At 67.2% G+C, this 12,596-nt stretch carries 11 protein-coding genes; 4 read left to right on the forward strand and 7 right to left on the reverse strand.

Features of this window, described 5'->3' with window-relative positions; all coding sequences use genetic code 11:
• Window positions 1-1,003 precede the first annotated feature (1,003 nt).
• The 5 genes from ACWGQ2_RS13930 to ACWGQ2_RS13950 form a co-directional block, all read right to left on the reverse strand.
• Complete coding sequence (locus tag ACWGQ2_RS13930; RefSeq protein WP_452018240.1) at window positions 1,004-3,502, reverse strand: MMPL family transporter; 2,499 nt, start codon at window positions 3,500-3,502, stop codon at window positions 1,004-1,006.
• A gap of 72 nt (window positions 3,503-3,574) precedes the next feature.
• Entirely contained in the window at window positions 3,575-4,219 is a 645-nt protein-coding gene (locus ACWGQ2_RS13935; RefSeq protein ID WP_452018242.1) for a TetR/AcrR family transcriptional regulator, read from the reverse strand.
• Window positions 4,220-4,255: 36 nt separating this feature from the next.
• Window positions 4,256-4,537, reverse strand: coding sequence for a hypothetical protein (locus ACWGQ2_RS13940; protein ID WP_452018244.1), 282 nt, complete (start codon window positions 4,535-4,537; stop codon window positions 4,256-4,258).
• 54 nt (window positions 4,538-4,591) lie between these two features.
• Entirely contained in the window at window positions 4,592-7,357 is a 2,766-nt protein-coding gene (locus tag ACWGQ2_RS13945; protein WP_452018246.1) for a molybdopterin-dependent oxidoreductase, read from the reverse strand.
• Window positions 7,354-8,196, reverse strand: coding sequence for an FAD binding domain-containing protein (locus tag ACWGQ2_RS13950; RefSeq protein WP_452018248.1), 843 nt, complete (start codon window positions 8,194-8,196; stop codon window positions 7,354-7,356). The genes ACWGQ2_RS13945 and ACWGQ2_RS13950 overlap by 4 nt, the downstream gene beginning before the upstream one ends.
• A 538-nt stretch (window positions 8,197-8,734) precedes the next feature.
• Between ACWGQ2_RS13950 and uraD the strand changes: the two genes are divergently transcribed.
• From uraD to ACWGQ2_RS13970, 4 genes are all read left to right on the forward strand, one after another.
• A complete protein-coding gene (gene uraD, locus ACWGQ2_RS13955) occupies window positions 8,735-9,250 on the forward strand; it encodes a 2-oxo-4-hydroxy-4-carboxy-5-ureidoimidazoline decarboxylase (protein WP_452018250.1) in 516 nt (171 codons plus the stop codon).
• Window positions 9,247-9,582, forward strand: coding sequence for a hydroxyisourate hydrolase (gene uraH / locus ACWGQ2_RS13960; RefSeq protein WP_452018252.1), 336 nt, complete (start codon window positions 9,247-9,249; stop codon window positions 9,580-9,582). The genes uraD and uraH overlap by 4 nt, the downstream gene beginning before the upstream one ends.
• Window positions 9,583-9,585: 3 nt before the next feature.
• Window positions 9,586-10,506 (forward strand): factor-independent urate hydroxylase, encoded by a 921-nt coding sequence (gene pucL, locus ACWGQ2_RS13965; RefSeq protein ID WP_452018254.1) that lies wholly within the window; start codon window positions 9,586-9,588, stop codon window positions 10,504-10,506.
• Window positions 10,507-10,595: 89 nt separating this feature from the next.
• Window positions 10,596-11,441: an HpcH/HpaI aldolase/citrate lyase family protein gene (locus ACWGQ2_RS13970; protein ID WP_055242495.1), complete on the forward strand. Its 846-nt coding sequence runs from the start codon at window positions 10,596-10,598 to the stop codon at window positions 11,439-11,441.
• Between the two features lie 43 nt (window positions 11,442-11,484).
• Here the strand turns inward: ACWGQ2_RS13970 and rraA are convergent, their stop codons facing one another.
• Entirely contained in the window at window positions 11,485-11,952 is a 468-nt protein-coding gene (gene rraA / locus ACWGQ2_RS13975) for a ribonuclease E activity regulator RraA (protein ID WP_452018257.1), read from the reverse strand.
• A gap of 72 nt (window positions 11,953-12,024) precedes the next feature.
• Window positions 12,025-12,591, reverse strand: a complete 567-nt coding sequence (locus ACWGQ2_RS13980) for a TetR/AcrR family transcriptional regulator (protein ID WP_452018259.1) — start codon at window positions 12,589-12,591, stop codon at window positions 12,025-12,027.
• Between the last annotated feature and the right edge of the window lie 5 nt (window positions 12,592-12,596).

Below are 12,596 nucleotides of genomic sequence, written 5' to 3' on the forward strand. Positions count from 1 at the left end.
GGTCCGGTAGGTCCGGTTGGGCCTTGTTCGCCGGCTGGTCCGGTGGGTCCGGTAGGTCCGGTTGGGCCTTGTTCGCCGGCTGGTCCGGTGGGTCCGGTAGGTCCGGTTGGGCCTTGTTCGCCGGCTGGTCCGGTGGGTCCGGAAGGCCCGGTGGGTCCTTGTTCGCCGGCGGGCCCGGTGGGCCCAGTTGCTCCGTCGGCTCCGTCGGCACCGTCGGCACCGTCAGCTCCGGCGGGCCCGGTAGCTCCCGGGGCCCCCTCCGCCCCGGGCGCTCCCGCCTTGCCGGGCGCTCCCGTCGCCCCGGGCGCTCCGGTCGCCCCGGTCGCTCCCGTCGCCCCGGGTGCCCCCGCCTGACCGGGCGCCCCCGCCTTGCCGGGAGCACCCGCTGGGCCAGCCGGTCCCGTCTGCCCCGGAGCGCCGGCGGGCCCGGATTCTCCGGGCTTGCCGTCAGCGCCCGGTTCGCCCTTGTCTCCCTTGGTATCGGCCGACGCCGTGGCCGCCACGCTGGAGACCTCCCCGTCAGCTCCGGCAGCCAACCAGGACACCGGGATACTGCCAGGGCCGCAATCGAGGTCCCCGGCTGATGTGGCAATGCTCGTGAATTGTAGCGAGGTGTCGTCGAGGCAAGCGTGATAGGAGGCCGAACCTGAGGAAGCGGGTGTGCACGCTGAGAGTGCCAGAACAGCAGCGGCCGCTGCTGCAATCGCCGGCACGAGCCGGGGGACGGGGCGGTTCACGGGTATCTCCTGGGTCGTCTTTCGGGACAGGGCGGGGGAGAGTGGCCGCAGAACCTGCGCGGTGCGGTCCTCCCCCAGCGGGACCCGCATGCCGTAAGTAAATAGACGAAGACCAATTATGGACTCCGTCCAGACAGTTATAGTCCACTTATTGGACGGAGTCCAGAAATTACGCATGTCCCGCAATGATGGCCTCGCCCATAACAAAAACAGCAGCCGCCCCAAGAGGGGCAGCTGCTGTTTCGAGAAGCCGGGGCGGGACGCCGCTAGCTGCGGCTGGCCGGTTCCGGTTCGTGGTGGTCAACATGCGGGTGGCGGCGCTCCAGCGAGGAGCCTTCGACGTCGACATCCGGCAGGATCTTGTCCAGCCACTTCGGCAGCCACCAGGCCTTGTCTCCGGCCAGGTGCATCAGCGCGGGGATCAGCAGCATGCGGACCACAAACGCATCCAGCAGCACACCGAAAGCCAGCGCGAAGCCGATGGGGCGGATCATGGCGCTGTGGGAGAAGACGAAGCCGCCGAACACGGAGACCATGATGATCGCCGCCGCGGTCACCACGGCGCGGCCCGCCCGGACGCCCTGCACCACGGCCACCCGGGACGGAGCGCCGTGGGCGTAGGCCTCCCGCATACCGGAGCCGATGAAGAGCATGTAGTCCATAGCCAGACCGAACAGGATGCCCACCAGGATGGTCGGCAGGAAGTTCAGGATCGGGCCGGGGGACTCCACGTTGAAGACACCGGAAAGCCAGCCCCACTGGTAGATCGCCACGACGCCGCCGAGGGCACCGAAGTAGGAGAGCACAAAGCCGAGGGTTGCAATGACCGGAACGTAGATGGACCGGAAAACCAGGATCAGGATCAGCAGGGACAGGCCCACCACCACGCCGAGGTAAATCGGCAGGGCGTCGGACAGCTTGTCGGAAATGTCGATGTTGCCGGACGCGGTTCCAGCCACGCCGATCTCATATTCGCCGTTCAGCGGGGACATGTCCCGGAGCGTGTGCACCAGGTTCTCGGTGGATTCACTCGTGGGTCCCTGCTCGGGAACCACCTGGAAGGCAACCGTGCTGCCGTCCTCGGAGGAGCCAATGGGTGCGACGGCGGAGACGCCGTCCTGCTCGAACAGGATGCCGGCGATCTCGGCCTGGGCCGCGGTGGCCTCGGCGTCGGTCGGTTCGGATTCCAGCTCGGCGACCACCAGCAGGGTGCCGTTCTGGCCCTCACCGAACTTCTCCGAGAGGGTGGAGTAGGCGCGGTACTGCGTGGAGTCGTGGGCTTCGGAAGATCCGTCCGGCAGGCCGGTACGCAGGTCCAGCGCCGGAATGGCGATGACCAGCAGTGCCGCGATTGAAACCAGGGCGGTGAACACGGCACTCATGGTGGACATGGGCTTGGCCGCAGCGGGCACGGGGGCCGGTGAAGCTGCTTCCTCGGCGTGCGTGACCGCAGCGCGTTCCTTCTTGCTCAGGATGCGCATGCCCGTCAGCTTCAGCAGGGCCGGCGTCAGGGTCACGGCGATCATCACGGCAATCGCGATGCAGGCAGCGCCCACGGTACCCATCAGGCCCAGGAACGGAATGCCCGTGATATTCAGGGCCAGCAGTGCAATCAGCACGGTGGACCCGGCGAAGACGACGGCGTTGCCGGAGGTTCCGTTGGCCAGGCCGATCGATTCTTCCAGCCCGTAGCCGGCCTTGAGCTGGCGGCGGTGCCGGTTCACGATGAACAGGGCGTAGTCGATGCCCACGGCGAGGCCCAGCATCAGGCCCAGCACCGGGGTTACGGAGACCATTTCGACGACGCCGGAGAAAGCCAGCGCGCCCAGGGCGCCGATTCCGACGCCGATCAGCGCGGTAATCAGCGGCAGGCCGGCACCCACCAGGGTGCCGAGCATAACCACCAGGACAACGGCCGCAACGATCAGGCCGATGACCTCGCCGATGCCGAAGATGCTGGGGATGCCCTGGGCAATGTCGGTGGAGAAGTCAGTGGTGACCCCTTCCACGGGGGCGTCGTTGAAGACAGCCACGAGGGCATCCTTGGTTTCCTGGGTGACCTCCATCTGCGTGTCTTCGAAGACCACGGTCACGATGGCAGCGCTGCCGTCTTCGGAAACCATCCGGATTTCCTGCGCCATGTTCAGCAGGGCTGCGCCCTGTTCCAGCTGCGGGGCCTGCGCTTCGGCGGCTGCGGCCTGGGCATCCAGCTCCGCCCGGCCTGCATCAAGCTGCGCCTGCTGTGCGTCGAGCTGCGGCTGGGCCATTGCCAGTGCGCCGGCGGCCTCGGCCTGGGCCCGGGCCTGATCGAGCTGCTGCTGGCCGGCGTCGAGCTCGGCACGTGCAGCCTCCAGCTGGGCCCGGCCGGCGTCGAGCTGTGCCTGACCCTCTTCCAGCTGGGCGCGCTGTGCATCCCGTTCGGCTTCCGTGGCGAAGGGGTCGACGGCGTTTTCAACACCGTCTACCTCGGACGCATCGGTCACGAGGGCAGCGATGGCGTCCTTCTGCTCCTGGGCGAAGGGTGAGCCGTCCTCGGTTTGGAAGACCACGGAACCGGTGCCGCCGGAGGCCTCGGGGAGCTCCTGCTGCAGGCGGTCGGTGACCTGGGTGGTGGGAGTGTTCGGGATGGAGATGGCGGTGGAGAGAGTGCCGCCGAAGAGTGCGAACGCTATGCCGGCAATTGCCAGCACTGCAATCCACACGCCCAGCACGGTGCGGGCGCGCCGTGCGGCGCCCTGCCCCAGGCGGTAAAGGAATTCAGCCATTGGTGGTCCTTATCAAAAATCTTGGTTCTGCTGCGGACGGGGGCGGCGGGGTGAATCGCCGCGAGCGAAAAATTAGGACCGGCTGGGGGGCGTGCCCGCCCCGGTGCCGGTGCGCAGGGCTGTGACGAGCCGCTGGAGGAGCTCAATCCAGGCGGTGCGGGATTCAGGGGTGTCTACGGCTCCGGTCTGGGCGCACCAGCGTTCGTAAAGCACGCTGATTCCGCCCGCAAAGGTGCCCACCAGAAGCTGGATGTCCTCCGGATCGGACTCGGGGTGCCGGGAAGCGAGGGCGGCCATCACCTGGTCGCCTGCCATGGTGACGGAGCGGAAAGCCATAATGGCCTGCTGCGGCGAGGAACGTGCGTCGGCACGGCCAAGAACCTGCGTGAGATAGGAAACCGCTTCGATGAACCGGGGTGAACTTACCAGGTCCACGAGGTCATCCAGCGGTGAATAGCCCTCCGGTGCCGTGCCGTCCGGCAGTGTCAGGGAGGAGGCGACGACGTCGGTGCCTACCTCGGTAACGACGTCGTCAAGCGAGGCGAAATGGTTGAAAACAGTGCGGCGGGAAACATCGGCGCGCTGGGCCAGCTCATCGACGGTGAAATCAGTGCCACGGCGTTCGGTCAGCAGGGCAGCGCAGGCATCGACTATTGCCTGGCGGTGCCTACTTTTGATGGCCGTCCGGCGGTCGGGGGTGGAACTGGCTGGAAGCACACTCCTACACTAAGTGCATCGTTGCACCGGGTGCAACTAGTCCCGCTCGGGTTCCGAGGCCGCAGGGGTACGGCCGGCGCCCGCGGACTGGCGGGATCCGAGGAAGTACACCAGCAGGCCGGCGCCGATCAGCGTCAGGAGGGCGCCCCCATACACGGTGGCCAGTGAGTAGACCCCCTCCGGGGCGCCGGAAAACAGCCTGCTCAGGAGTCCGGGGATCTGCGGACCGGCGATCAGGAGGACCGTCAGCACCGGCCCCCCGGTCAGCCAGCCCCGGCGGCCGGGCTGCGTATTCTTGCCGCTGCTCTGCTCACTCATGGCTTAAGTCTTCCAGATTTCCGGCACGGGTGTTGGCAGGGATGTCCGGGGAGCTCACCGGGGCTTAGGCGGGCCGGACCCAACACCAGCTTCGCGCAGGGCCAGATACACCCGGTCACGGGCAAACGGCGGCCGGGTGAAGCGCAGGCCGGTGGCCTCGCGCAGTGCATTGGCCAGCGCCGGAACCACGGGGTTGAACGGACTTTCACTCATTGATTTGGCGCCCAGGGGACCCAGCGAATCATTGGTGGCGGCAAACAGGACTTCCGTGCGCGGCACGTCGGCAAAGGCGGGCACATGGTACTGGCGCAGAACCCTGGTCTGAACCTCACCGGAGGCATCCACCAGCAGCTCCTCGAACAGGCCCGCGCCGATCGCCTGCGCCACGCCCCCTTCAATCTGCCCGCGGCACTGCAGTGGATTCACAACCACCCCGGCGTCCGCGGCCTGCACGCTTTGCAGGATCCGGATCTCTCCCGAGGACGGGTCCACACCCACCCGGAAGCCCTGCACGTTAAAGGCAACAGAGCGCGGCGTGCCGCCCCAGCGTCCTTCTGCCACCAGCTCGACGCCGGCCTCCCGGGCGCGCAGGTACACCTCCGCCAGCGGTACGCGTTCATCACCGCAGACCACGGAATCCGTCTCGAGACTGACCCAGGCGGAGGTGCTGCGGAACAGCGACGCCGCGAATCCCAGCAGGCGGGTGGCAAGTTCGGCGGCAGCCGCCAGCGTGGCCTTGCCCGCAACCACAGTTCCGGTGGAGCCGTAGGCGCCGGTGTCATGGTCCACCAGGTCCGTGTCCGACTGCCGGATCACAACGTTCTGCGGCTGGGTGGACAGAGCGCTGCAGGCAAGCTGCGCATGGACGGTGGTGGTGCCGTTGCCGAACTCGGCGGTGCCGACGTCGAGCCCGTACCGCCCGTCCGGACGCAGCGCTATCCGGGTGTGGGCAACGTGGCCGCGCGGCGGCACCGTGTCAATCATGGCGACGGCGGTGCCCTCGCCCACCAGCCAGGCCGGCCCCAGGTCCGAGCCGGAACGCCGCGGATCCTGTGCCCCTTCCTGCAGCGCACCGCGGACCAGATCCACGCATTCGTCCAGCCCGTAGCTGCCGTAGAGCACGTCTCCGACGGCTTCCGGCGATGTGGAAAGCATGGGGTCACCCTCCACCACGAGGTTCCGGCGTTTGAACTCAAGCGGATCAAGGTCCAGAGTACGGGCGAGTTCATCCAGCGCCGATTCGACGGCGAAGACCATCTGGCTCAATCCGTAGCCGCGGAAGGCCCCGGCGGGGACTGTATTGGTGTAAACAGCACGGGCGTCCACCTTTTTGTTCGCGCACCGGTACACCGCCACAGACTCGCCGCAGCCGTGGAACATCACGCCCGGCCCGTGGTTGCCGTACGCACCGGTGTTGGTGGTGACGTCCACGGCCAGGGCGGTCAGGACACCGGCGGCGTCGGCTCCGGCCTTCACCCGGACTCGGAACGGATGCCGTGTTGTGGTGGCAGTGAACTGCTCCTCGCGGCTCAGCTCGATCTGCACGGGCCGGCCCAGCCGGAGAGCCGCCAGGGCCGCGATGTCCTCCACCAGGACTTCCTGCTTGCCGCCGAACCCGCCGCCCACGCGGCCGGATACCACCCGGACTTTCTCCAGCGGCAGGTCAAACACCCGGCACAGTGTGCGCCGGACCAGGAACGGAACCTGGGTGGAGGTCCGGATGACCAGCCGTCCGTGCTCATCAAAGGAAGCGACGGCCGCGTGGGTTTCCAGTGCCACATGCTGCAGGCGCTGGCTGTAATAGGTGCCTTCATGAATGGCCGCGGCGGCAGCGAACCCCGCATCCGGGTTCCCCAGTTCCGAGTGCAGCTCGGCCACGACGTTACTGGGAGCGGGGGTTCCGACGCCGGGTTCCGCCGCCGCTGCCGCGTGCAGCAGCGGCGCTCCGGGAGCCAGCGCCTCGTCCGGCTCAAACACTGCGGGCAGGATTTCGTACTCGATCCGCAGCGCCCGGACACCGGCCTGGGCTGCCGCCACAGAATCCGCTGCCACGGCGGCGACGCGCTGGCCCTTAAACCGAACGATGTCGTCCAGCACCCGGGTGTCCGCCGGGTCATCGGTGTGCAGTTCGTGCTGGGCGGAGGAAAACCGGAGTGCGGGGGCGTCCTCGTGGGTAAACACTGCCTTCACACCGGGAACCGCCAGGGCGGCCGAGGCGTCAACCGCAGTGATCCTGGCGTGGGCATGCGGTGACCGGGCCAGCGCCAAATGCAGCAGCCCCGGGTGGGTGCCGGGAGGCAGATCGAGGGTGTAGCGGGCAGTGCCGGTGACGATCGCCGGGCCTGCCGGGGCCGGAACGTTCTCACCCACTCCGCTGCTGCCGCCGTCGATGCCCTGCACGCCGGCGACGGCGTTTTCCACGGCCCGGTAGCCGGTGCACCGGCAGAGATTGCCCTTCAGTGCACGGGGAAGGTCGGCCCGGTCCGCCGGACCAAATGCAGCTGCGGTCATGATCATTCCGGCAGTACAGAAGCCGCATTGGAAGCCCTGGGCGTCCAGGAACTGCTGCTGCACCGGATGCAGCGTGCCCGCGCCGGCCAGTCCTTCGATGGTGGTGACCTCCCGGCCCTCCGCGCGGCGGGCCGGAAAGATGCAGCTGTGCACGGGCGTGCCGTCCACATGCACCGTGCAGGCGCCGCAGTCACCGGCGTCGCACCCCTTTTTCACCCCGGTGTTGCCCAGTGCCCGCAGGAAGGTGCGCAGACACTGGCCCGGCGCCGGTTCGGCGTCTGTTGATTCGCCGTTGACGGTGTAGCTCATGCGGTCCCTCCGCCGGGGTCACCGGCCAGTTCGGACCGGATTTCTTCGCTGAACTGTTCGGTCATAAACCGCCGCCATTCCGGCAGTCCGTGCACGTCATCGTGGTAGGCGGAGAAGGGGATGGCGGCATCCAGCGCCGCGCGAAGCTCGGCTGCGGACGGAACTGCGTCAAAGCGCAGCTGAAACGGCCGGACCGTGGCGGCGGTGACGGTGAGAACAAAGGTTCCGCCTGGATCCGCCCGCCCAATGAGCAGCACAGCGGAACGGCCCAGGTTGGTGAGCGACTGGCGGCGCATCGCGGTGCGCGAGGCGAGGGCCTCTGCGGGAAGGGTAATGCTGCGCAGCAGTTCGCCGGGGGCGAGGGCAGTCTGTCCGTCGCCGGTGACGAGCTCTGTTACGGGCAGGGTGCGGCGGGTTCCGGCGGGGGAGAGGAGCAGCGCCTGCCCGTCCAGCGCTGCCGTGAGAGCCGTCATGGGGCCGGCGGGCAGGGCCGTGCACAGGTTGCCGCCCACGGTGGAAACATTCCAGACCTTGTGGCTGGCAACAAACGCGTCGCAGCAGGCGTGAACCAGGTTCAGCGCCGGCCAGGCGGCCGCGGCCGGAGGGAGGGCTGCGGCGAAGCCATGCAGCTGGGCGATTGTGCAGGTCGCGGCGATCTCGAGGCCCTCGTCGCCGGCCGTCAGCGGTTCCCATCCGGCGCGGCTGAGGTCCAGCAGCCGGCGAAGGGAGGACGAACCGTTCGAGAAGAGCACAGTGCCGCCGGCCAGCCACGCATCCCCCGGGCGGTAATCCGCCGGGTCCGCCGTGATGATCAGGTCCTCCACTGTGTTCAGATCCAAGTCCAGCTCACTCCTAACTTCGCCGGGACGGCTGCTCTGCCCTCCCGGCTCGGCAGCTGTCCCCAGCCCGGCTGCGGATTCTGCACAGCAGGTTCTGGAAAGAAATCGCTGTTCAAGGCATACAAAGTTCTTTTTATTGACCACCCGCGGCGGAAAGCTGCAGGAGACTGCGCACAATTCCGGCAATTGTTATTGCATCGAGGTTATTCGCCGGGGCCGGGCCCAGAATTGGGTTGGAGCCTACCATGCACGGACCCCGCCCGCAGGAGGGTCGAGGCAGGCATTCGGGGGCCGGGGCCAGGTTCCCGCGCGGAGTGCGGATCCCGGTGCCGGGGCGGTTTTGGTGTGCGCAGGTTTGCGGTGATTCCCGGTGGGATGAACCCTTGACACTGTGCTGCCCCGGCTGAAGAATGAGCGGACCTGAATTCAGGTGAGTAATACCTTCTCCGGAAACATCGAATCAAGTCGGCAGGCATATAACCGATGGTCAAGGGTGTTCAGCGCCGGCAGAGGCCGGCACCAGTGAAAGCTGACACCAATGAACGCATTCCCTCCGCAGGATTTCCTGGCCGAGTTCAACTCGGCACCTTATGCGAAGGCCCAGGAAATGCTTCGGCCCTGCGTTGACCTGCCGCGCTGGACATCTGAGATCTCCTTCGCCCGGCCGTTCGGCACCGCAGCTGAACTGCTCTCCTTCGCCGAGCTGGCTGCTCCGGACTGGACCGCGGCTGAGATCAGCGGTGCGCTGGCCAGTCACCCGCGGATTGGCAGCCGTTCCGCCGGCAGCGGGCAGGAAGCGGAGATGTCCAGGAGTGAACAGTCCGGACTCGAGTTCGCCGGCGGCAGCCGGGAACAGCTCGAAGAAGGAAACCGCCGCTACGAAGAGCGTTTTGGGCGGGTCTTCCTGATCCGTGCTGCGGGCCGCAGCACGGAGGAGATCCTGGCCGTCCTTAACCAGCGGCTGGAAAACAGTGCCGAGGATGAGCTGGCTGCGACCGCCGCAGCGCTGCGGGAGATCGCGATCCTTCGGCTTGAAGGACTGCTGGCAGGATGACACGGCGGATTACCACCCATGTGCTGGATACCTCCACCGGACGTCCTGCGGCCGGCGTTCCGGTCTCCCTCCAGATCCTCGGGGAGCTGGACTGGCGGGAACTTGCCGCCGGCACAACGGACGCTGACGGCCGGATAACGGGCCTGGGGCCGGACAACCTGCCAGCGGGGACGTACCGGCTGGAGTTCACAACCGATGCGCACTTCGCCACGGCAGGAACGGCGTCGTTCTTTCCCTCTGTCACCGTGACCTTCACGGTGGCGGACCAGGAGCACTACCACGTGCCCCTGCTGATCAGCCCGTATGCCTACTCCACCTACCGGGGAAGCTGACCCATGGACGCAGTTGAAGACGTTTCCCGCCGGGAAGGCACCTCCCGGATCATCCTGGGGCCCAACCAGTACGGCAAAGCCGAGGTGCGGCTGGTCAAAGTCACCCGGGACACGGCGCGCCACAGCCTGGAGGACCTAAGCATCACCTCGCAGCTGCATGGGGATTTTGGTGCCGCGCACACCCGGGGGGATAACTCCCATGTGGTGGCGACGGATACCCAGAAGAACACCATTTACGCCCTGGCCCGGGACGGCGTGGGTTCCCCTGAGGCATTCCTGCTGCGCCTGGCGGGGCATTTCACCGGCAGCTTCGAGTGGGTAAGCGGCGGACGCTGGGCCGCGGAGCAGTACTTCTGGAACCGGATCAACGGCCACGACCACGCTTTCAGCAAGGACAAATCCGAGGTCCGCACCGCCGTCCTGCTCGTCGAGGGAGGCCGGCAGCATCTGGTGGCCGGGATCAGCGGGCTGACCGTGCTGAAGTCCACCGGTTCGGAGTTCCACGGCTTCCCGCGGGACCGGTACACCACGCTGGCGGAGACGTCGGACCGGATCCTGGCCACGGACGTCACCGCCAAATGGCGGTACTCGAACGCGGACGTTCCGGACTTTGACGCTGCCTACGCGTCCGTGCGGTCCGCCCTGCTGGATGCGTTCGCGAACACCCATTCCCTGGCGCTGCAGCAGAGTATGTTCCAGATGGGCCGGGCCGTGCTTGAGGGACATCCGGAGATCGCCGAGGTGCGGCTCTCGCTGCCCAACAACCACCACTTCCTGGTGGACCTGGACCCGTTCGGACTGGATAACCCGGGCGAGGTTTTCTTTGCTGCCGACCGCCCCTATGGTCTGATCGAAGCCGCCGTGCTGCGGGACGGCGCTGCGGAGGATGATCCCGTCTGGAATACCATCGCGGGCTTCTGCTAAGCAACCCCGCAGCGCAGCGACAGTAACGGTGGTCACACCGGAGGGGTCTGCATTGGGGTATCGCGGGGGCGGAAAGTAGGCTCGACGGTATGGCTCCATTCCGAAACAGCCGCGCTGCAGCGCTGCCCGCGAAACTGTCCCGTTCCTGGCTGCTGGCTTCCGCCGCGGATGAAGCGAATTTTGCTCCCGCGCTTGCCTCGGAAGCGGACTCAGTCGTGTTCGACATGGAGGATGCCGTTCCCGCCGAAGGCAAGGCAGAAGCCCGTGAGCGCGTGGTTGAGGCGCTCTCCACCGGCATGACCGCCTGGGTGCGCGTCAACGGCATCGAAACCGACTACTGGGCAGATGACCTGGCTGCGCTGTCGAAGGCTCCCGGCCTGCGCGGTGTCATGCTGGCCATGACCGAAAAGCCCGAGCAGGTCACCCACACCGCCATGCGGCTCCAGGCCGGCACTCCGGTGCTCGCACTGGTTGAATCCGCCCTCGGCATTGAGAACGCGACGGCGATTGCCAGCGCACCGGGTACGTTCCGGCTGGCCTTCGGCGTGGGCGACTTCCGCCGCGACACCGGCGCCTCGGATGACCCGATGGCACTGGCCTACGCCCGCTCCAAGCTGGTGGTTGCCTCCCGTGTGGGACAGCTGCCCGGCCCGATTGACGGCCCGACGCCCGGAACCCTGGGCGAAAAACTGCTCGACGCCTGCAAGGTGACCGCGTCCATGGGCATGACGGGCAAGCTCTGCCTGATGCCCGAAGCTGCGGACACCATCAACAAGGGCCTCTCACCCAGCGAATCGGAAATCGTCTGGGCGCACGAGCTGCTGGAGGCACACGCCGCCGGAGCCGTGGTGGGCGACGGTTCCTACCTGCCGCGCCTGGCCCGTGCACAGAAGATTTCCTCCCTCGCGGACTCCTACGGTCTCTGGAACGCGTAGCTGGACGTCCGCGCGGGGCCAGCCTGCGCGGACACCTGCGGATCTACCGCTCGACCAGGATTCCGTCCTCGTCGGCATAGAGCACGGCGCCGGGGCGGAAGAGAACACCGCCGAACTCCACCGGGACGTCCACTTCGCCGGCTGAGTCCTTGGCGCTCTTGCGCGGGTTCGAACCCAGCGCCTTCACGCCCAGCGGAAGCTTGGCCACGGCCGCACGGTCACGGATTGGTCCGTTGATGACGACGCCGGCCCAGCCGTTCGCGACCGCGGCCTCCGCAATCATGTCCCCCATCAGGGCGGTGTTCAGCGATCCGCCGCCGTCGACCACGAGCACCGCGCCGTTGCCCGGCGAGTTCAGGGTGGACTTCACCAGCCCGTTGTCCTCATGGCAGCGGATGGTGCGCACCGGGCCCGTGAATCGGGTGTGTCCGCCCAGGTCCTGGAACTGGAGGGACACCGACGCGAGGGCTTCGCCGTGTTCGTCATAGAGGTCTGCTGTGCTCATTTCCATGGCACATACTGTGCCACAGGGCACATTTGTTACGTGCCGGCGGCCGTTGCGGCGGCAGTCGGGAACCGCTGCCTAGGCGTGCTTGAGGGCGGCCTGGGCCTTGAGCAGGTCCACCACCTGTAGAAGTTCCTCCACGGAACCTGAAGTGGGGGAGTTCTCCTCCTGCGGCCACCCGCCGGGCAGGCCTTCGTTGTAGTACAGCCCGTCGCCGAGCAGCATGATGGCCCGGGCAATCGCGCGGTCACCCACTTCGCCGAGCACCAGATCGAACCAGTCGCGGTGGATCTGCTGCAGCAGCTCGGACGCAGCGGCGTCGGACGCCTGTGCCAGGCGCACCGCACCGATTAGGGCACGGTCCAGTCCGCTGTCCACATAGACAGAGGTGCGGACCAGGAAGCGCGCCGGGCCTTCGGGGTCGGTCCGCATACGTTCCAGATCTTCGGCCGCAAATACCCGCAGCCGGTCCAGGAGTCCGGTGGCCAGCGCTTCCTTGTTCTTGAAGTGGTAGAGCAGTCCGCCCTTGGAGACGCCGGCGAGGGCAGTGACGGCGTCGAGGGTGGCCCCGCGGGGACCTTCATTGATCAGCAGTTCCTCGTACGCAGAGAGGACGCGTTCCCGGGCGGGTGTCTGTTCAGGCATGGCTT

The sequence above is a fragment of the Arthrobacter sp. NPDC055585 genome, from assembly GCF_053619115.1.